At 34.7% G+C, this 19,648-nt stretch carries 17 protein-coding genes; 9 read left to right on the top strand and 8 right to left on the bottom strand.

Translation table 11 applies throughout. The features are described from left to right. Nucleotides 1–18 precede the first annotated feature (18 nt). From C8N41_RS15100 to rlmB, 3 genes are all read left to right on the top strand, one after another. Nucleotides 19–3,147, top strand: a complete 3,129-nt coding sequence (locus C8N41_RS15100; RefSeq protein ID WP_115839892.1) for a SusC/RagA family TonB-linked outer membrane protein — start codon at nt 19–21, stop codon at nt 3,145–3,147. Nucleotides 3,148–3,172: 25 nt separating this feature from the next. Further along, entirely contained in the window at nt 3,173–4,816 is a 1,644-nt protein-coding gene (locus tag C8N41_RS15095; RefSeq protein ID WP_115839891.1) for a RagB/SusD family nutrient uptake outer membrane protein, read from the top strand. A gap of 126 nt (nt 4,817–4,942) precedes the next feature. Further along, nucleotides 4,943–5,677, top strand: coding sequence for a 23S rRNA (guanosine(2251)-2'-O)-methyltransferase RlmB (gene rlmB / locus C8N41_RS15090; protein ID WP_092446794.1), 735 nt, complete (start codon nt 4,943–4,945; stop codon nt 5,675–5,677). A gap of 83 nt (nt 5,678–5,760) precedes the next feature. Here the strand turns inward: rlmB and C8N41_RS15085 are convergent, their stop codons facing one another. Continuing rightward, nucleotides 5,761–6,522 (bottom strand): rhomboid family intramembrane serine protease, encoded by a 762-nt coding sequence (locus C8N41_RS15085; protein WP_092446793.1) that lies wholly within the window; start codon nt 6,520–6,522, stop codon nt 5,761–5,763. Between the two features lie 151 nt (nt 6,523–6,673). On the opposite strand from C8N41_RS15085, the gene C8N41_RS15080 reads away from it, so the two are divergent. Further along, nucleotides 6,674–7,951 carry a replication-associated recombination protein A gene (locus C8N41_RS15080; RefSeq protein WP_115839890.1) on the top strand — a complete coding sequence of 426 codons (1,278 nt, stop codon included), beginning with the start codon at nt 6,674–6,676 and terminating at the stop codon, nt 7,949–7,951. Nucleotides 7,952–7,971: 20 nt separating this feature from the next. Here the strand turns inward: C8N41_RS15080 and C8N41_RS15075 are convergent, their stop codons facing one another. The 4 genes from C8N41_RS15075 to radC all read right to left on the bottom strand — a co-directional run bounded on the left by C8N41_RS15075 (nt 7,972) and on the right by radC (nt 11,526). Next, nucleotides 7,972–8,757: a hypothetical protein gene (locus C8N41_RS15075; RefSeq protein ID WP_115839889.1), complete on the bottom strand. Its 786-nt coding sequence runs from the start codon at nt 8,755–8,757 to the stop codon at nt 7,972–7,974. A gap of 10 nt (nt 8,758–8,767) precedes the next feature. After that, nucleotides 8,768–9,454, bottom strand: a complete 687-nt coding sequence (locus C8N41_RS15070) for a YjjG family noncanonical pyrimidine nucleotidase (protein WP_115839888.1) — start codon at nt 9,452–9,454, stop codon at nt 8,768–8,770. Next, entirely contained in the window at nt 9,451–10,746 is a 1,296-nt protein-coding gene (locus tag C8N41_RS15065) for a polysaccharide deacetylase family protein (RefSeq protein ID WP_115839887.1), read from the bottom strand. The genes C8N41_RS15070 and C8N41_RS15065 overlap by 4 nt, the downstream gene beginning before the upstream one ends. Before the next feature lie 78 nt (nt 10,747–10,824). Next, nucleotides 10,825–11,526: a RadC family protein gene (radC, locus tag C8N41_RS15060; RefSeq protein ID WP_115839886.1), complete on the bottom strand. Its 702-nt coding sequence runs from the start codon at nt 11,524–11,526 to the stop codon at nt 10,825–10,827. A 93-nt stretch (nt 11,527–11,619) separates the two neighbouring features. Between radC and C8N41_RS15055 the strand changes: the two genes are divergently transcribed. From C8N41_RS15055 to C8N41_RS15040, 4 genes are all read left to right on the top strand, one after another. Beyond that, nucleotides 11,620–12,210: an FMN-binding negative transcriptional regulator gene (locus C8N41_RS15055; protein WP_115839885.1), complete on the top strand. Its 591-nt coding sequence runs from the start codon at nt 11,620–11,622 to the stop codon at nt 12,208–12,210. A gap of 11 nt (nt 12,211–12,221) precedes the next feature. Beyond that, a complete protein-coding gene (locus C8N41_RS15050; RefSeq protein WP_092446786.1) occupies nt 12,222–12,626 on the top strand; it encodes a hypothetical protein in 405 nt (134 codons plus the stop codon). A 51-nt stretch (nt 12,627–12,677) separates the two neighbouring features. Further along, a complete protein-coding gene (locus C8N41_RS15045; RefSeq protein ID WP_115839884.1) occupies nt 12,678–13,565 on the top strand; it encodes a dienelactone hydrolase family protein in 888 nt (295 codons plus the stop codon). A gap of 85 nt (nt 13,566–13,650) precedes the next feature. Continuing rightward, a complete protein-coding gene (locus tag C8N41_RS15040; protein WP_115839883.1) occupies nt 13,651–14,595 on the top strand; it encodes a tRNA dihydrouridine synthase in 945 nt (314 codons plus the stop codon). 125 nt (nt 14,596–14,720) lie between these two features. On the opposite strand, the gene C8N41_RS15035 is transcribed toward C8N41_RS15040, so the two are convergent. Further along, a complete protein-coding gene (locus C8N41_RS15035; RefSeq protein ID WP_115839882.1) occupies nt 14,721–15,041 on the bottom strand; it encodes a GIY-YIG nuclease family protein in 321 nt (106 codons plus the stop codon). A 402-nt stretch (nt 15,042–15,443) separates the two neighbouring features. Between C8N41_RS15035 and C8N41_RS15030 the strand changes: the two genes are divergently transcribed. Further along, nucleotides 15,444–17,624, top strand: coding sequence for a B12-binding domain-containing radical SAM protein (locus C8N41_RS15030; RefSeq protein WP_115839881.1), 2,181 nt, complete (start codon nt 15,444–15,446; stop codon nt 17,622–17,624). A 45-nt stretch (nt 17,625–17,669) separates the two neighbouring features. Here the strand turns inward: C8N41_RS15030 and C8N41_RS15025 are convergent, their stop codons facing one another. Continuing rightward, nucleotides 17,670–18,431, bottom strand: coding sequence for a helix-turn-helix domain-containing protein (locus C8N41_RS15025; protein ID WP_115839880.1), 762 nt, complete (start codon nt 18,429–18,431; stop codon nt 17,670–17,672). Nucleotides 18,432–18,466: 35 nt separating this feature from the next. Next, a complete protein-coding gene (locus C8N41_RS15020; protein ID WP_115839879.1) occupies nt 18,467–19,618 on the bottom strand; it encodes an MFS transporter in 1,152 nt (383 codons plus the stop codon). Nucleotides 19,619–19,648 lie beyond the last annotated feature (30 nt).

Raw genomic sequence — 19,648 nt, 5'->3', positions numbered from 1 at the left:
CATTTAATCTATAACAATATGAAAACAAACTACACAGGAATTTTCACACTTTTATTAGTGGTTTTTGCTCAATTAGTATTTGCGCAAGAAAAAACAATTTCAGGGGTGGTATCCGATGAGAGCGGACTACCCTTACCCGGAGTAAATATCGTTATTAAAGGAACAACATCGGGAACTCAAACAGACTTTGATGGTAAATTCTCTATTGCAGCTAATGTAGGCGACACTATCGTTATTAGTTATATAGGTCTTAAAACTGAAGAAGTTAAAGTAGGTGACTCAAATATCATTAATGTAACATTATCAGAAGATTCTTCCACGTTAGATGAAGTCGTTGTCGTTGCCTTTGGAACCTCGAGTAGAGAAGCATTTACAGGATCTGCAAGTGTCATTGGAGAGAAAGATTTAGCATTAAGAAGTGTTACCTCTCCTATTGCTGCTATTGAAGGTAGAGCAACAGGTGTTCAATTTACGTCACCTTCTGGACAACCAGGTTCTTCTCCTAATATCGTAATACGTGGAGTTGGAACGTTAAATGGATCTTCAAGCCCTCTATATATAGTTGACGGTATACAGTTTGAAGGAGCATTGAGCACTATTAATCAAGAAGACATTGAATCTTTTACAATTCTTAAAGATGCTGCATCAACATCCTTATATGGGTCTCGAGCTGCTAATGGTGTTGTACTAATAACCACAAAAAGTGGAACAAAAGGAAGAATTAAAACGAATGTATCAGTGCAAACTGGTTACGTAACAAATGCTATACCTGAATATGATTATATAGGTCCTGGCCAGTACTACGAAACCATGTGGGAGGCACTAAAAAACTCAAGTGCTGCAGGTGGAGATCCTGTATTTGCCTCAGAAAATATTTATAACCAATTAGGTTATAACCCCTTCAATGTTTCTAACGATCAAATTGTTGGAATTGACGGAAAATTAAATCCGGATGCTCAGGTTATTTACAAATCTTTAGACTGGTATGATGTTTTACGCAGAACGGGAGTAAGAACTAACTACAATGTTAATGTAGCAGGTGGAGGAGATAATCACAAAATATTTTTCTCTACGTCTTACTTAGATGAAGATGGCTACGTCGTAACATCAGACTATAATCGCCTAACAACTAGACTAAATGCAGATTTTAATGTTAATGATTGGTTAACAATGGGCGGTAGTGCTAATGTTACTATATCAGAGTCTAACGGTCCTGCTAACGGAGGTGAAGGAAGCATAGCAAATCCCTTTAGTTTTGCTAAAAATATTGGATCTATCTACCCTGTATACGTAAATGATTTAGACGGAAACTTAGTCAGAGATGTCTCTGGTAACCCTGTTTATGATAATGGATCTGGATATCCAGAATACAACATTGGATCTAGACCAACTAATCAAGATCGTCATGCATTACAAGAACTTGTTTTAAATGACGAAAACAATCAAAATAACACATATGGTTTTAGATATTATGCAGATGCAAAAATACTAGAAGGTTTAAACTTTAAAGTAAACTACGGTAGAGATATTAATGAAGGTATAAATAAAAGTTACGAAAATAACATCATTGGAGATGCGCAGCCAACCGGCAGATATGCAGAAGTAAGATTTAGAAGAGAGGTTGAAAATTTCAATCAAATTTTAACGTATTCTAATTCTTTTGGTAGCGTACACAATGTTGATATTACGGCAGGACATGAGAGTTTTGATAGAACATACACCAGTAATAATGCTACAGCTATAACACAAGTTGTCGAAGGCATTTATGAATTTGATAATTTCTCTGAACCTGTAAGCTTAGGAGGAGCAACAACAAACAAAACTCTAGAAGGTTACTTTTTAAGAGCTAATTACAACTACGATGATAAGTATTATTTAAGTGCTTCCGTTAGAAGAGATGCGTCTTCTGTATTCGACAAACAGTCAAGATGGGGTACTTTTTATTCTGTAGGCGCTTCATGGCGAATAGATCAAGAAAAATTTATGGATAATGTGAGTTTTATCGATAAATTAAAAATTAGAGCATCTTACGGTGAAGTAGGAAATGATAACTTATTAGACTTTTTCTTATCTCAACCTAGATATGGGTTAACATCCAATGCTGCTGATCCTGCATTGGTATGGCAAGAGATTGGTAATGCAGATTTACAATGGGAAACATCATCGAGTTATGACGTAGCATTAGAATTTACACTATTCAATAATTTTATTGACGGTTCTTTTGAATATTATAAGAAGAACTCTACAGACCTATTATATGATTTACCAATAGCATTAAGTAATGGGTTAAATGAATTCCCAACAAATGTAGGTGATATGTATAATTCAGGTTTTGAAATTGGATTAACAGCACATCTTGTGAATAAAGAGGATTTCAGATGGGATTTAACGCTACAAGGTTCAACATTTAAAAACGAAATAACTGCACTTCCTGACCCATTTATAAATGGCTCAAAACGCTGGGAAACAGGACGTTCGCGTTATGACTTTTACTTACTCCATACAGCTGGTGTAGACCCTGACAATGGAGATCAATTATTTTACATGTTTGAGTTAGATGATGATGGTAACAGTGTTCCTGTATTTGATGCCAATGGAGTTCAAGAAACGACTAACGACTGGCAGGAAACAGAAAGAGCATATACTGGAGATAGTTCAATACCAGACTTTTTAGGTTCTATATCCAACAGTTTAAGTTATAAAGGATTTTCTTTAGACTTCTTAATTACATATGGTATTGGCGGTAAGGTATTAGATAATGGCTATTCTGCAATGATGCATAGTGGTACTTACGGTCGTTCTTTTCACCCAGATATCTTAAACGCATGGAGAGAGCCAGGCGATATAACTGACGTGCCAAGATTACAAAATGGAAATAGCGATTTAGTACAAACTCAATCAACAAGATTCTTAACAGACGCATCGTTTTGGTCTTTAAAAAATGTTAACCTTGGATATACTTTTGATAACAAACTTACCGAAGCCCTTAAAATGGATAACTTAAGATTATACGTATCGGGTGAAAACTTATATCTTAAAAGTAAAAGAACAGGTTTAGATCCTCAATACAATTTATCAGGTACAGGTTCAGGAAATGACTATAGTCCTAGCAGGATTTTCTCTCTAGGATTAAATGTTTCATTTTAATTAAACTAATTTAAATATATATATCATGTTAAGAAAAATAAAAATAACACTACTAGTGGGTATTGCCCTAACTGTAGCCTCGTGTGAGGAAGATTTCTTGGAAACATCACCAACAGATGCCATATCTTCTAATGACGCCTTAGCTACCGCCGACAATATGGCGTTAATACTTAATGGACTGCATCGTTTACAATACGCGCAACCACAAACATTAATATCTGGAGGTGACAGCTACAGATCTGGTAACCATTACTGGGTACCTTTAGGAGACAATTTAGGAGGTGGATTAATCCACTCTGCATCTGCCAACAATTTAGGATGGCAAGATGAAGCAAGATGGACGTCTCATACGCAACAAACCTCACTTACCACAGAACAATTATGGTATCAGCGCTACCACGTTATTGCGAGCACCAATGCTATTATTAATAAAGCGACAGACGGAAGTATTCCAGAAGATGACAGATTGAGAGAAATTTTAGGACAAGCTTATACTTACAGAGCATTTGCTTACCATGATTTAGTGACGCATTATGCAAAAGGCTATTTAATTGGGAACCCATCTACAGACCCTGGAGTACCTTTATTATTTGCTTCTGAAGCACCTTTTGAAAGTGAAGCAAGATCTACAGTACAAGAGATTTATGACCAATGTAGATCTGATATCAATACTGCTATTTCATATTTTGAAAATGCAACACCAAGACAAACGGGAGATGCAAAATATAAATCACAACTCAATATAGACGTAGCCTACGGGATTAAAGCACGTATAGCATTAGCTAGTGGTGATTGGAGTACAGCAGCTAGTGCAGCAGCAGCCGCTCGACAAGATTACCCATTAATGGGAGAAGATGATTATAAATCTGGATTTAACACAAACAACTTATCTGAAGTCATTTGGGGAAGTAATAATATAGGTACCGAAACGACCTATTTCCGATCATACTTTTATTTAGCTAGTAATACCTTTAATGGTAGCCAGGTTAGAAACAATCCTAAATTAATTGACAAAAGATTGTATAATCAAATTCCAGACACAGATTACAGAAAAGACTTATTCTTAGCAGATGCTCCTAACACTAATACTTCTGCTGCTAATGGTGAAGGAGGATTTGGTAATGACCCTAATTATACAGACGAAGATGTATTTAATGATAGAAGAGATGCTATTCGCTCTCAATATGGTTTATCTTCTAGCTTTAATTTACACCCTTATATGCATGTTAAATTACGAAATGCTAATCCAGGAACAACAGATCCTGATGATATTATTTATATGCGTTCTTCGGAAATGTACTTAATAGAGGCAGAAGCTTATGCAATGATTCCAAACATTCCTGCAGCACAAACAGCATTACAAACTTTAGGTGGAGCAAGAGATTCAGAGTTTGACGCTTCAGTTTTCACTACTCAAGCGAGTTTAATGGAACAGATTAAGTTTCAACGTGGTGTAGAATTATATGGAGAAGGCTTTACGTATTCAGATAAAATTCGTTGGGACGAAGGTATAGATCACGGAGCTAATGGAGGTTCTGGTGCTTCTGAAACCCTATATCAAGACGGGTTCATTCAGGCAAAGCCTTCAGTAAATGATGCTTGGATTTGGAAAATCCCTCAAGCTGAAATTGATGCTAACCCAAATTTAACATCAGGTGATCAAAATTAATAAACAAGATTAATGGATTTTAATTAATATCATGAAATCTCCATCAGTAATATGCTGTTGGAGATTTTTTAATTTAAAAATGCATAGCATTAATTAATTATAAATTTCTTTACATAACTTTACCCCATGAAAAACGAAACCACCATTTTTGGAACTAGAGCCATTATTGAAGCCATAAAATCTGGAGAAACAATTGATAAAGTTTTTATGCAAAAAGGCTTACATGGTGAATTGTTTCAAGAGTTAGAACAGGCCATACGAGCTGGAGGCATTAATTCATCATACGTTCCGGTTGAAAAATTAAATCGATTAACGCGTGGAAATCACCAAGGTGCTGTTGCTCAAATATCTCCAATTGAATTCCATGATATCGACGACTTAGTGATGCGAGTTATTGAATCTGATAAAACTCCTTTGTTCCTTTTATTAGATCAATTAAGCGATGTTAGAAATTTTGGAGCTATTGTTAGAACAGCAGAATGTACTGGTGTGAATGGTATAATTATTCAGAAAAAAGGTGGTGCTCCTATTAATGGAGATACTATAAAAACAAGTGCTGGTGCTATTTTTAAAATACCCATTTGTAAAGTTGACCATATAAAAGATGCCGTTTTTCATATGCAGTCTTCAGGAATTAAAGTAATTGCTGCCACTGAAAAGGCAAAAGACTATGTTTACGATGTTTCGTTTAAAGAACCATGTGCCATAATTATGGGATCTGAGGGTAGAGGTATCAATCCTTCCGTATTAAAAATAGTAGACAACCAAGCCAAACTTCCGATACTAGGTGAAATAGAATCTTTAAATGTTTCAGTAGCTTGTGGAGCATTCTTATATGAAGCGGTTAGGCAACGTAGTTAATTTTTATCGAAAATTGTAACATTGAAATTACTTAAATTATTTATTAACTCGAGTTACATGAGGTGATTTTGAGCCTCTAAAATTCAGTCTTCCTTTTTCTTGTAAATATAATTGATACTTGGAGCTCTATTTAATTTAGATTCAATTTCGCTTTCAGTTTCATTTTCAGTTTCGACCTCTGGTTCAAACTCAATAAAATTTCCGTTTTCATCAAAATGCTTCATAAACGGATCTTCTTCTTCGTTGTAATCGGGCTCTTCCCATGTGTAACGTTCAGGTTTAGCAACTTGTTTTCTAAATATTAAAGCAAATACCAATCCTGTAATTAAACCACTGAGATGACCTTCCCAAGACATACCACTTTTTATGGGAAAAACGTACCAAATCATACTTCCATACAGAAAAATAACTACTAATGACAAAGCTATAAGTCTATAATGTTTTGCAAAAATACCTTTAAAAAACATAAAGCTAACTAAGACATATACTAACCCACTTGCACCAATATGATTTCCTGAACTCGCAATAAACCACGTCATAAATCCAGAAAGTAAAATACCAAATCCAATAACTTTCCATGCTATTTTATTATAGAAATAAAATAATGCCACAGTGAGAACAAAAAGAGGAATAGAGTTATTATAAATATGATGTATGTCTCCGTGCAGAAACGGACTCGTTACGACTCCTATAAGTCCTTCTAATTTCTGTGGCCTAATGCCATAAGCTCTTATACCACTATCAATCCGTACTTGATACCAAAACACCAACCAATTAGCGAACAATATCAGCAATGGATAGATGATGATATTGTTAGAGTATTTAAAGTGTTGTGGTGTACTCATATTCAAATTTAGAGAAAGTCTTTCAAATTTGTAACCAAAATTGAATTGTATGAAATAATGGCAGAAACACAAAATCATATTCAATGTAATTTTAATATGATTTTCATTGATTTCGTTAATCCATCACAAAAGCATTTTGTAATTTTGAAGCATGAATACTCCATTAGCAGAACGTTTACGACCTCACACATTAGACGACTATTTAAGCCAACAACATTTAGTTGGTAAGGATGGTATGTTGTATCAACAAATTAAAAGTGGAGTTATTCCTTCTATGATTTTTTGGGGACCACCTGGTATAGGAAAAACAACATTATCTCATATTATCGCCAACGAATCTGAGCGTCCTTTCTTTAAACTTAGTGCTATTAATTCTGGGGTTAAAGATATTAGAGAAGTCATAGATAAAGCTAAGAAAAGTGGAGGTTTGTTTACTGCAAAAAATCCGATTTTGTTTATTGACGAAATCCACAGATTTAGTAAATCGCAACAAGATTCCTTATTAGAAGCTGTTGAAAAAGGATGGGTAACATTAATTGGAGCAACCACAGAAAATCCGAGTTTTGAGGTTATTTCTGCATTATTATCAAGATGTCAAGTCTATACATTAAACGCCTTTAGCAAAACAGATTTAGAAGCTTTATTAGAACGTGCTATTAAAGAAGATACCTTACTTTCAAAATTAAATATCGAATTAAAAGAAACGGAAGCCTTATTGCGTTTATCTGGAGGTGACGCTAGAAAACTACTTAATATTTTTGAATTGTTAGTCGCTTCTTTTGAAAGTGATGCTATTGTAATTACTAATGATTTAGTTACTAAACAAGTGCAAAATCAAGCCGCTCGTTATGATAAAACGGGAGAGCAACACTATGACATTATTTCTGCTTTTATAAAATCGATTCGAGGTAGTGATCCAAATGCTGCTGTGTATTATTTAGCCCGAATGATTGAAGGTGGTGAAGATGTAAAATTTATAGCAAGGCGCTTATTAATTTTAGCCAGTGAAGATATTGGTAACGCCAACCCAACAGCTTTGGTTATTGCAAACAACACATTTCAGGCGGTATCAGTCATTGGAAACCCTGAATCTCGAATAATCTTAAGTCAATGTGCCACCTATTTAGCTAGTTCTCCTAAAAGTAATGCAGCTTACGAAGCTATTGGTAAAGCGCAACAATTAGTTAGAGAAACTGGAGATTTATCAGTTCCTATTGCTATGAGAAACGCTCCGACTAAACTGATGAAAGAATTAGGATATGGAGATAATTATAAATACTCTCACAACTACGAAAATAATTTTGCCGCACAAGAATTTCTACCTAAAGAAATAGCCAACACTAAATTGTATAATCCCGGGAACAATGCCAGAGAGCAAGCCCAACGCAACCATCTTAAAATGCTTTGGAAAGATAAATATGGATATTAATTATCAGTTGTTGGTATAGTTTAAAATTTAATATTTAACACCTTTTCTGTGGTAGTTTTCTCATCGTTTTCAGAATAAATCCATTGTCCATCTTTCTTAAAAACAATGGCATCTTTATCCTTGACAATAAAGACTTCTTTTGCTGAAGACTTCAATAAAATCATTACAATTCTTGGTTCTGAATTTACAAGCTGATAACCATTGAGAATAGATTGTGCATAATAAATCTCTGCGCCTAAATTACGAGGTGCTTCAACCTCCTTTGTTATCTCTTCTTTTTTAGGAGTAGTTTGAGAAACTACCTTTGCTGACTGCATTGGTTTTTCGTCTATTTGAGGTTCTGGCTTGGACATATTATTTGCAACACCCTTGCCTTCATACTTGTAGTCTAAATTTTGGAATGTTTCAAAAGCATCTCTTAAGGCTTCGTGGTACGCTTTTTTAAATTCCTTTATACGAGATTCTCCTATTTTGGATCTCATAATTTCTTCGTTATAACAATCTTTCAAAATGATTTCTAACTTGGTTTTAAACATACCACCTTCATCATTAGATACATCAGCTGTAAGCGCTAAACAACGGTCCTTTTTTAAATCTTCCGAAAGTTCATCAATAGAATAAGCTTTATAGCCATATTTATTAAAAAGAAATTTTGTTAATGAATTCAATTGGTATTGGTCATCGCTTTTAGAAAACTCAAATGCATTTGGTATTATAATATATTTATAATCATTTAAGCTTTTTTGTGCATTGCCGTATAAAGCATAAAGGACAATTAAAGTGGTGAAAATTATTTTCTTAAACATGATTTTATTTTTAAAGGTGATTAATAATCATTTTTAAATTCGTAATGCGTTTAAAACGATGATTTGTATGGCAATTTTTATAATCGAAATGAATAGTATCCATACCAATATTATGAGCTCCTTCGATATCAGCCTCAATATTATCACCAATCATTATACTCTCATTGGCATTTGCTTTAGCTAACTCCAAGGCAAAGTTAAATATTTTAGGATTGGGTTTCTTTACTCCTACCATTTCAGAATTTGTTATGGTATTAAAATACTTTTTAATCTTAGAACTTACTAATTTTTTCTCTTGTGCTTCTTCAAATCCATTGGTAATGATATGCAATTGATATCTTTCTTTTAAATAACCTAAGATTTCATACGTCCCTTCAAACACATGGTTAAATGAGGTTAACTCATCAATATAAGCGTTAGATAAAAGGTTTATAAGATCATCTTCTACACTAACACCTATTCCTTCGAAGGATTTTTTTAATCTTCCGTAACGCAATGCCGATTTGGTTACTTTCTCTTCTCTATAAAGTTTCCAGTATTCGAAATTAATAGGTTCATAAACTTGTAAAAAGTCATTTAAATCGATATCAATATTATTTGTTTTAAATATCTTTTCAAAAGTTAATCCAGAATTTTTATCAAAATCCCAAAGTGTATGATCCAAGTCAAAAAAAATATGCTTTATAGCCTTTGTCATTCTGCAGATTCTAAAATTAAATTAAATAGTGATCTATAACCTTTCCAACGGTCTAAATCACTAAAACTATAATTATGAAATACAGTTGTAAACGTCCCATTAACAGCTTTCACTTCATTAATTATTTTTTGTAAATGCTCTGTCTTATCAAGTAACGAATTATATTTTAACAACCCAAAATCGAGACAGTGATAAGGATTAATTTGCAAAGGAGTTTGCACCTCATAATCCAAATCATAAAACTGAAAAGGCGTACATGTACCAGCTCTAAAACCCAACGTATTTATATAGCCCATGGTATAATCTTGATGAATTTCTAATTCCACCAAATTTCGATACGAGGTTGGTAAATTCAATTTCGAAAACGAGTGACGTACCGCTTTTAAGTCGGTATGCGTTATAGATTCCATTTTAAGTTTTTCCTTTTTTAAAATAGAAATATCTGTTAGCGAAAAGTAAGACGCCTTTAAACCGACATCGCAATAATCGGCCACAGATTTAATTAGAGAAATAAAATCCTTTTTATTGGTATTTATATTTTTATCATATGTTGAATAATCTCCGATTAAAAATAGTACGGTAAATTTAAAGTTGTGTTGTTTTTGCCTCCTTATAATCCACTTAAACGTATCGTAAGGATCGCGTTTAAAACCAAAAAGTACCAAATAACGAAAATACAATTGTTTTAAGCGTAAACGTCTAAGATCATTTAAGGTGCCACCTATAGTTCTCAAAAAGCCTTTATTTTTAAAGTAATAAGCCATGGGCACATCTATAACTGGCTGAACGCCGTACGATCTTTCTGGAAACTCATAATTTGGAAAGCGTTCACTTAAAACAGCTTTAAGTTTATAAGCCCAAATATCTACAACAGGTTGCTGCAAAAATTTATTTATAAATGCTAAGCTTTCTGAAGCTAAAAACCGACCATAATCATCCTTAACATGTGGCAGATACTCTTCATATCTACTAAGTAAATAAAATGCTGCTGCAAAAATATCGAAAGGCAAATCACTTCGTTCTCCTGTAGGAAAAAATCCCTTTGTATTCTCCCATGTTTGCACATTGATATCTATATCCGATAACCCTGTTTCAAATAGTAAATCGTTACTTCTAATGAACAACTCACTACTTAATGGTTGCTTTGTATACGACATTTTAAGACTATCGTGTGCTATAAAGTCTTCTACCTTAGAAGTAAAACGCACCTCTATACCCAATATACGTTTGCAGATGTGCTTAAACGTATACGTAACGCGTGGTGTTATTTTATGTGTATAGACTAAAAGCATAGGTAGTGCAATTTGCAAAAGCTAAAAGTAACAAATTCTATGGGTTCCTTTTACCTTATAAGCTGTGATATTTATAATTTAACCCATAAGATTCTCATCCGCAAAACTATAATATGCATTTTCTGTTATAATAAGATGATCTAAAACCGAAATGTCTAAGCTTTTAGCTGCATTTTTTAATTTGTAAGTAATGTCTTTATCTGCTTGACTGGGTTTTAATGTTCCCGAAGGATGGTTATGGCATAAGATTAAAGCTATTGCTCCAACTTCGAGTGCTGTTTTAAGCACCAATCTAACATCTACTAAAGTTCCAGTAATGCCACCTTTGCTCAATTGGTTTTTCCGAATCACCTTATTAGAATTATTAAGATAGAGTATCCAAAATTCTTCGTGTGGCAACTCGCCAATAATTGGTTGCATCACATTAAAAACGGAGCGGCTCGATGAAATTTCATCCATCTGTAAGGCATCCTCTAAGCGACGACGGCGTCCTAACTCTAAAGCAGCAACAATAGAAATTGCTTTAGCTTCACCAATACCTTTAAACTCCATTAATTGCGCTATAGACATTTTACCTAACGCATTTAAATTGTTATCTACAGTGGCAAAAATGCGTTTACACAAGGCTACCGCACTTTCATCCCTATTGCCTGATCCAATTAAAATGGCTATTAATTCCGCATCACTAAGTACCATTTTGCCCTTATCTCTTAGTTTTTCTCGAGGCTGATCGTCTTGCGACCAATTTTTAATTGAAAATGAAGTTGGTTTCCCTGACATGCACTAAAGATAAAAAATTGTAAATTTCGAAAGTCATTAATTTAGTATAAATTAAAAAAATGATATCTTAAACCTTATTTAGGCAGATAAAACATGAATTATCCTCCAGAACATCATCAAGATAATAACAGAGATCACCTTATCGAAGTGATAAAAACATATCCGTTAGCTACGGTAATTTCTGTACATTACAATCAGCCTTTCATTACTCATTTACCGTTAATTTTTGAAAACGGTAAACTTATAGGTCATATCGATATTAATAACCCACAAACTGAATTGTTAAAAGACAACCACGAGATTTCGGTTATTTTTAGTGGACCTGACTGCTATATTTCGCCTAGCATTTATACAACCACACAATTACCAACCTGGAACTACATTAAGGTACATCTCAAAGGAAAAGTAAAGCTCAATTTGGATAAAATGGCGCTGAAACAATCCTTAATTAGCATGACAGATTTTTTAGAGGCTCCAGAACATCGCTATACATTAAATGCCAATAATCCGCGTTTAGATAAAAATCTTGATTATATTGTAATGTTTGAAATTACCATTACCCATTGGGAAGGTAAATTTAAACTGTCTCAAGACAAAAAACCAAAGGATACGGCTGCCGCACGTAAAGCATTAAAGCAATCAAGCCAAGAAAGTATTGAACAATTTTTAAACAAAGTATTTTAAACCCAAAGACCATGAAGTATCTATTTACATTTTTTATTATTCCTTTAATATTACATACAACAAGCCAGAAAGAAACCATTGTAGGCAAATGGGTTGGCGAAGACCAAAATCAAATTGGCTATTTAATTTTTGATAATGAAGGCCACGCAGCATTTGAAATTGATGGCCAAGTCATTGGAGGTAAAGAATTTTACATGAAAGGCAAAAAAGGAAAAATGACCTATACCATTAACTACAATACTACTCCGATTGAAGTCGATTTTACACTGACAAAAATTGAAAGTGGAGAATCTAAAAAAATTCTTGGTATTGCTGAATTTACGGATAAAAACACCCTAAACTTTAATATGGCTTTTGATGCCGCCAGACCGACTACTTTTGGTGAAGACACCATGGTATTAAAACGAGTACAATAACAATTTAGCGCGCTTAAATGCCAATGCCTAGTTTAATTAAATCTCAGAACCATGAAAGACTTAAAAAAAGAAGATATTACACAAGAAGTTTTCGATTTATATGATGACTATGCGCACAACAAACTTAACAGAAGACAGTTTGTCGAAAAACTTGGAGTCTATGCTGTTGGAGGGATTACACTATCTTCTTTAATGAGTTTTATGTCTCCTGACTATATTTCTAATTTAATGGTAAAACCGGACGACCCTACACTTGATTCTGAATTTATCACCTATGAATCTCCAAAAGGAGGTGGTACTATAAAAGGGTTATTATCACAACCAAAAGACAATAAAACCAAATTACCGGGAGTTATTGTGGTGCATGAAAACAGAGGTTTAAATCCCTACATTGAAGATGTAGGAAGACGTACGGCAAAAGAAGGTTTTATTTCATTAGCACCAGACGCCTTAAGTCCACTTGGAGGTTATCCAGGTAATGACGACGACGGTAGAACGATGCAAAAAGAGCGCAACCAACAAGAAATGCTTGAAGATTTTATTGCCGCTTATCATCACCTTAAAAATCACGAGAATTGCGATGGAAATGTCGGAGTTGTAGGGTTTTGTTTTGGAGGCTGGATTTCTAATATGATGGCTGTGCGTTTACCAAATTTAGGAGCCGCAGTACCTTACTATGGCAGACAACCAGAAACTGAAGATGCTGCTAAAATTAAGGCTCCACTTCTACTCCAATATGGCGAATTAGACACAAGAGTGAATGCAGGTTGGCCAGCGTTTGAAAAAATTCTGAAAGCGAACAACATTGAATATACAGCATACATCTATCCTGAAGTGAATCATGGTTTTCACAATAATACTACACCACGATATGATAAAGCTGCAGCAACGTTATCTTGGGAACGTACTATTGCTTTTTTTAACCAACATTTAAAATAACAAAACACTGAGATTTGTCAGAATAACAAATTAGTTTTTCGTTATTTAGCGGTTGTAAAAAATCATCTAAAAACGAAACAACAGAATGCCCCTTACACTGCTTTCTTCTCCATTACAAGGGTTTACCGATTTCCGGTTCCGGAATGCTTTTAATCAGTACTTTGGTGGTATCGATACGTTTTATGCTCCTTACATTCGATTTAATAAAAAATTAATCATTAAGAACTCTTATAAGATAGATTTACAGTTCGAAAACAATTCTGAACTCGAAGTCATTCCACAAATCATGACCAATAGCGCTGATGAGTTTTTATTCGTGGTCGATTATATTCAAGAATTAGGCTATAAAGAGTTGAACTGGAATTTAGGTTGTCCCTATCCCATGGTGACGAATCGTGGGATGGGTTCTGGACTCATTTGCGATCCGGAAAAAATCAATCATATTTTAGAGCGTGTGCATAAAGAAACGGACATTGTGGTATCTATGAAAATGCGCATGGGTTATGAAAACCCTGAAGAAATTTTACATACCTTCCCTATTTTAGATGCTTATCCGCTTAAAAATATAGCCATTCACGCACGCATTGGCAAACAGCTTTATAAAGGCGGTGTGAATCTCGAAGCTTTTGAAAAGTGTATCGAAAGCACCAAACACAAATTGTATTACAACGGTGATATTACTTCCGTTACAAAGCTGAAAGAAATGCAAGTGCGTTTTCCAAGTATCGATCATTTTATGATTGGCAGAGGCTTAATCGCTGATCCGTTTTTACCAAGTATGATTAAAAACAACACGACAGACTATCCGGAAAACCGATGGGACATTTTTAGAGAATTCCATGATACTATTTATCATCAATACGATGAAGCCCTATCTGGTCCAACTCCGATAAAAATGAAAATGCAAGGCTTTTGGGAATACTTTTCCCTGTCGTTTTCAGATCCACGGAAGACCTTTAAGAAAATTAAAAAGGCGAGTAATCCAAGAGCGTATCAACAAGCGGTTGCTGAGATTTTGAGGAATGGGTAACTATTTATCTCGCTTTACACAATCGTGAGTTCGAGTGTTTATTCGTTTGAAGTGCAACGAAAAACGAATAAATGTATCGAGAACAATTCGTTTACATAAAAGTTCTTGATACAATTTTATCGTACCTAAAAAATCACTCGAACTGACGACTGAACTTTATTTAAAATTCTTTTTGCCAAATTAGGCAACTTCTCATATTCATCATTAATCAAAGCTTCCTTCTTTGCTCTCGACCACTTCTTTATTTGTTTCTCAGTTTCTATAGCGAGATTAATATCGGTAAATTCGGCGTAGAATTTTAATTCCACCGGTCGTCTTTTGTACGTATAACTATCTATATGTGCTCCTGATTTATGTTCAAATAATCGCTTATTTAAATTACTTGTAATACCAGTGTAGTACGTATGATCTGAGCACATTAAAATATAGACATATGATATTTTCATAGTTAAAGTTATAAAATCTAAAATAAACCTACAGCGTCAGTTCGAGTGTTTATTCGTTTGTAGTGCAACGAAAAACGAATAAATGTATCGAGAACAATTCGTTTACAAAAAAGTTCTCGATACAATTTTATCGTGCCTCAAAAATCACTCGAACTGACGGAAGGATATAATTGAAATCCAAACCACTCAAACGAACCACCTACGTCAGTTCGAGTGTTTAGTTATTCGAAGTAGAACGAAGAATAAATAAATGTAGCGAGAACAGGTTATATACTACTAAGGTTCTCGATACGATTCCGAAAAAACGGAATCACTCGAACTGACGATATTACTCCCATTAAAATTCAGAATACACAACGATATAACTTCTATATTTGCAATCATCAATTTCAATTTCAACCAGTGAAAGACCTCTTACTCATAACACCTCCATTTACCCAACTCAATACTCCGTATCCTGGAACGGCCTATCTTAAAGGCTTCCTGAATACCAAAGGTATTGAAGCGTTTCAAATGGATTTGGGTATTGAAGTGATTTTAGAGTTGTTTAAAAAAGAAACCTTTGAAGAAATATTTCAATTAGCTTTTGAAAATGATCGTATTCAAACTGAAAATTGCGAACGCATTTATGCTTTAAAAGATCATTATCTAAAGTCTTTAGACGATATTATCTTATTTCTTCAAGGCAAAAATCAAACCTTTGCCCGACAAATTTGCACCACTAACTTTTTACCGCAGGCCTCGCGTTTTGCACAGCTAGACGATATGGATTTTGCCTTTGGTGCCATGGGAATGCAAGACAAAGCCAAACATTTGGCCACACTTTACATTGAGGATTTATCCGATTTCATCGTCGAATGTATTGATCCCGATTTTGGATTCAGTCGTTATGCCGAACGTTTAGGACAAAGTGCCAACGCCTTTGACGAACTTTATGCGCAGTTGCAAGATCATGAAACATACATCGACCAAATCACATTAGAAATATTAGAGACTCGGATTAAAAATACCCAACCCAAACTCATTTGCTTTTCGGTACCGTTTCCTGGAAATTTATATAGTGCTTTTCGTTGTGCACAATTTATTAAGGCGAATTATCCTGAGATAAAAATTGCGATGGGAGGCGGATTTCCAAATACCGAATTACGGTCTGTTACAGATGTCAGGGTTTTTGAATTTTTCGATTTTATCACTTTAGATGATGGCGAATTACCTATTGAATTATTATACAATGCGGTTCTTAAAAACGACACCACATTCAAACGCACCTTTGTTTTAGAAAACGGTACCATCGTTTATAAAAACAACAGCAGCTCTCCAGATTACAAACAAGCCGATGTTGGCACTCCTGATTATTCAGATTTATTATTAGACCAATATATTTCTGTTATAGAAATCGCCAACCCAATGCACAGTTTATGGAGCGATGGCAGATGGAACAAACTCACCATGGCACACGGTTGTTATTGGGGAAAATGCACCTTTTGCGATATATCCTTAGACTATATAAAAATTTACGAACCTGTTGCGGCATCGCTTTTAGTGGATCGCATGGAAACACTCATTGCGCAAACTGGCGAAACTGGATTTCACTATGTCGATGAAGCCGCTCCTCCATCGTTGATGAAAGCTTTAGCGCTCGAAATCTTAAAACGAAACCTCAGCGTTACCTGGTGGACCAACATTAGATTCGAGAAAAACTTTACGCAAGATCTTTGTATTTTATTAAAGGCCTCTGGTTGTATTGCCGTTTCGGGTGGATTGGAAGTCGCTTCAGATCGTTTGTTAAAATTGATAGACAAAGGTGTCACCGTTGAGCAAGTCGCGCAAGTGACTCGCAATTTTACCGAAGCCAACATTATGGTGCATTCGTACCTAATGTATGGTTACCCAACGCAAACGGTTCAAGAAACGGTAGATAGTTTAGAAATGGTACGTCAGTTGTTTGAAGTTGGTGTATTACAATCTGGTTTTTGGCATCAATTTGCTTTAACAGCACACAGTCCTGTGGGATTAAATCCTAGTGATTATGGCATTACACCTAATTATAAAAACATAAGTTTTGCCAATAATGATGTCGATTTTACAGATTCAACTGGTATTGACCATTCACAATTTAGTTACGGATTAAAGAAATCACTGTTCAATTTTATGCATGGTATTGGCTTTGATAGTCCTTTACAAGATTGGTTTGACTTTGATATTCCTAACACCGAAATTGCCCCAGATTTCATCTATAATTCCTTAGCACAAGAACCTGTTTTCAACATTAAACCGACCGCTAAAATTGTTTGGTTAGGCAGCATGCCTTTAGTGGCTGAATTCTCAAAAACGAAAAAAGGTACGACTAAAGATTTCTTAGAATTCACCTTTCACGATACAACAGATAGCTATCAAATTACCTTAGAAAAAGAGAAAGGCCTTTGGCTTTTAGATATTTTAGAAGATATCACACCGCAACACAAGCCACAATCGTTTAAGCAATTAAAAACTAGTTTTGAAACTCAATTTGAAGATTTTGAAGTGTTTTGGCATTCGAAACCTATTGATATTTTGAGAGATTCTGGTTTGTTAGTATTATAATATTTAGACCCTTAGCACGAATCGAGCAGTACTAAACACCAATTATTAGTGATATTTCTTAAATGTTGAAGGACTCACTCCGACATTCTTTTTAAAAAACCGTGAAAAGCTACTTTGGGAATCAAAACCAAGCTCAAAAGCCAATTCTTTTGGCGATATCTCGCTTCTAACAAGTCGTCTTTTGGCTTCGGTAATCTGGCGTTGTTGAATAATCTGCTTCGCTGTTAAATTGAGTTTTTCTTTTAAAATTTGATTCAAACGTTTCGAACTCACACCTATAGTTTCTGCATAAAAGCTACTATGGGTTTCGTTTAAAAAATGTGTTTCCATTAATTCTAAAAACTGAAAAACACGCTTCTGATTTAAATCTTGTTCTAAAAATCCATCGTTTTGATAACGGATAAGATGCAACATCAAAACCTTCAGTAACGTTTTGAGCATAATGTACGATGCTGCATCACTTTGGTACTCGTCTTCAAGTAAATGAATGACTTTTTTTAATTGCTCAATTTCCGACGTGTTTGTTACAACCCATTGTGGATATTTATTAAACAGCGTCATAATATCCAACGCATACTCAATATCGTCTTCATCAATAAGATCGCGTTCAAAATTTAACAAAGTCGCGTTTTCAAGCTTATGGATATCGACTTTAAACGTTTCATTCAAAGGTTTAAAATGAATACATAAACTAGCATCATGCTTATGTTCAAAGCAAATGCCCATGGAATTACCAGAGAGTATCCCTTCTATAGTTTCAAAATTATTACTGATTTGAAATTTATGTTTCCAATCTGTTTTGTGCATCGTCTTTTAAGGTCTCCCTCAAAAGTAAGAAGAATTTAGTCAAGTTCATTCTTAGTCAACTTTTGAAATCGAATATAAAGTACAGCTCCAATCACTAAGGCTAAACCTGACGCAATCGCATAAACAGCTATATGGTTTTTAGAAATAAACTCAATAAACGTAGATAAAAACTGACCACCAAAAACAGCCATTGAAAACAAGCCTAAATTTTTTCCTTGGTTTAGCAGAGTACTTGCTTCAAGCATCATGTGGTTTAACAACGGAATGGTAAATCCAAAACCAATGCCTATAAATATCGCTGTGAGCACCAAGAACGGTAAACTCGCTGTACTTGCCAGAACTAGATAACCCAACATAAAAAATAGAAACCCGAGAGCAACGGTTTTGCCATCACCCAAAAGTTTCACCATTTTTGGCATCTGACTCGCCGTTATAATAGCAATTAAAGATATAAACGCCATTAAATATCCGGTTTGCGATTCACTAAAACCAAAGGTTTCTGGTAAGTATAATGGCAAGGTTACAAATCCTACAAAAAACAACATCATGGCAAATAGCGATGCTATAAAAATGAGTCTTACCTTGGTTTTGCTTTTATCATTTTCAGAAGTTACCTGCGCTTCCGTCGTCTCCTTTTTTTCTGGTTTGGGTAAGGTTTTTGCCACTAACAACAAACAGAATAACCCGACTAAATAGATGTAAAATGGAAATTGCCAATGCAATTCACCCAAAACACCACCAATAGCCAAAAAGACAACACCACCAAGTTCTATGGACATACCTTGATAGGCAATCATTTTCATACGGTCTTCACCAACAAAAAATTCCGCAATATAAGCCGTCACCGACACCTGAATAGCAACCGTTGCGGCTCCTAATAAAATGCGGTCTAAAATTAAGAGTACATCATTGGATATAAAAGCTCCAACTACACCCAAAACGGCATAAGGCACAAGACCTAAACTTAGTAACTTGAGTGTTCCGAGTTTATGTAACAAGCGGCCAATTAAAGGAGCAAAAAGCACAACACCTAAGGAAGGCAGCGTAATTAACCAACTGGGTGAAAAACCTAAATCGTTATGTGCAACGATGCTTGATAATGACGGAGCGATAACGGTCCCAACCATGATGGTTAAACTGCTCACCAATAGCAATGTAAAAATCCCGAAGTTTGATATCTTTTTCATACTGCAAAATTCAAACTTATCTCTCAAAAT

The organism is Winogradskyella sediminis (assembly GCF_003387355.1).
GTDB lineage: Bacteria > Bacteroidota > Bacteroidia > Flavobacteriales > Flavobacteriaceae > Winogradskyella > Winogradskyella sediminis.
This window is presented reverse-complemented; position numbering and strand designations above follow the sequence as displayed.

Excerpts from the sequence above, each read along its gene's own strand:
- C8N41_RS15100 (WP_115839892.1), top strand. The coding sequence starts at position 19 with ATGAAAACAAACTACACAGGAATTTTCACACTTTTATTAGTGGTTTTT.
- C8N41_RS15095 (WP_115839891.1), top strand. The coding sequence starts at position 3,173 with ATGTTAAGAAAAATAAAAATAACACTACTAGTGGGTATTGCCCTAACT.
- rlmB (WP_092446794.1), top strand. The coding sequence starts at position 4,943 with ATGAAAAACGAAACCACCATTTTTGGAACTAGAGCCATTATTGAAGCC.
- C8N41_RS15085 (WP_092446793.1), bottom strand. The coding sequence starts at position 6,522 with ATGAGTACACCACAACACTTTAAATACTCTAACAATATCATCATCTAT.
- C8N41_RS15080 (WP_115839890.1), top strand. The coding sequence starts at position 6,674 with ATGAATACTCCATTAGCAGAACGTTTACGACCTCACACATTAGACGAC.
- C8N41_RS15075 (WP_115839889.1), bottom strand. The coding sequence starts at position 8,757 with ATGTTTAAGAAAATAATTTTCACCACTTTAATTGTCCTTTATGCTTTA.
- C8N41_RS15070 (WP_115839888.1), bottom strand. The coding sequence starts at position 9,454 with ATGACAAAGGCTATAAAGCATATTTTTTTTGACTTGGATCATACACTT.
- C8N41_RS15065 (WP_115839887.1), bottom strand. The coding sequence starts at position 10,746 with ATGCTTTTAGTCTATACACATAAAATAACACCACGCGTTACGTATACG.
- radC (WP_115839886.1), bottom strand. The coding sequence starts at position 11,526 with ATGTCAGGGAAACCAACTTCATTTTCAATTAAAAATTGGTCGCAAGAC.
- C8N41_RS15055 (WP_115839885.1), top strand. The coding sequence starts at position 11,620 with ATGAATTATCCTCCAGAACATCATCAAGATAATAACAGAGATCACCTT.
- C8N41_RS15050 (WP_092446786.1), top strand. The coding sequence starts at position 12,222 with ATGAAGTATCTATTTACATTTTTTATTATTCCTTTAATATTACATACA.
- C8N41_RS15045 (WP_115839884.1), top strand. The coding sequence starts at position 12,678 with ATGAAAGACTTAAAAAAAGAAGATATTACACAAGAAGTTTTCGATTTA.
- C8N41_RS15040 (WP_115839883.1), top strand. The coding sequence starts at position 13,651 with ATGCCCCTTACACTGCTTTCTTCTCCATTACAAGGGTTTACCGATTTC.
- C8N41_RS15035 (WP_115839882.1), bottom strand. The coding sequence starts at position 15,041 with ATGAAAATATCATATGTCTATATTTTAATGTGCTCAGATCATACGTAC.
- C8N41_RS15025 (WP_115839880.1), bottom strand. The coding sequence starts at position 18,431 with ATGCACAAAACAGATTGGAAACATAAATTTCAAATCAGTAATAATTTT.
- C8N41_RS15020 (WP_115839879.1), bottom strand. The coding sequence starts at position 19,618 with ATGAAAAAGATATCAAACTTCGGGATTTTTACATTGCTATTGGTGAGC.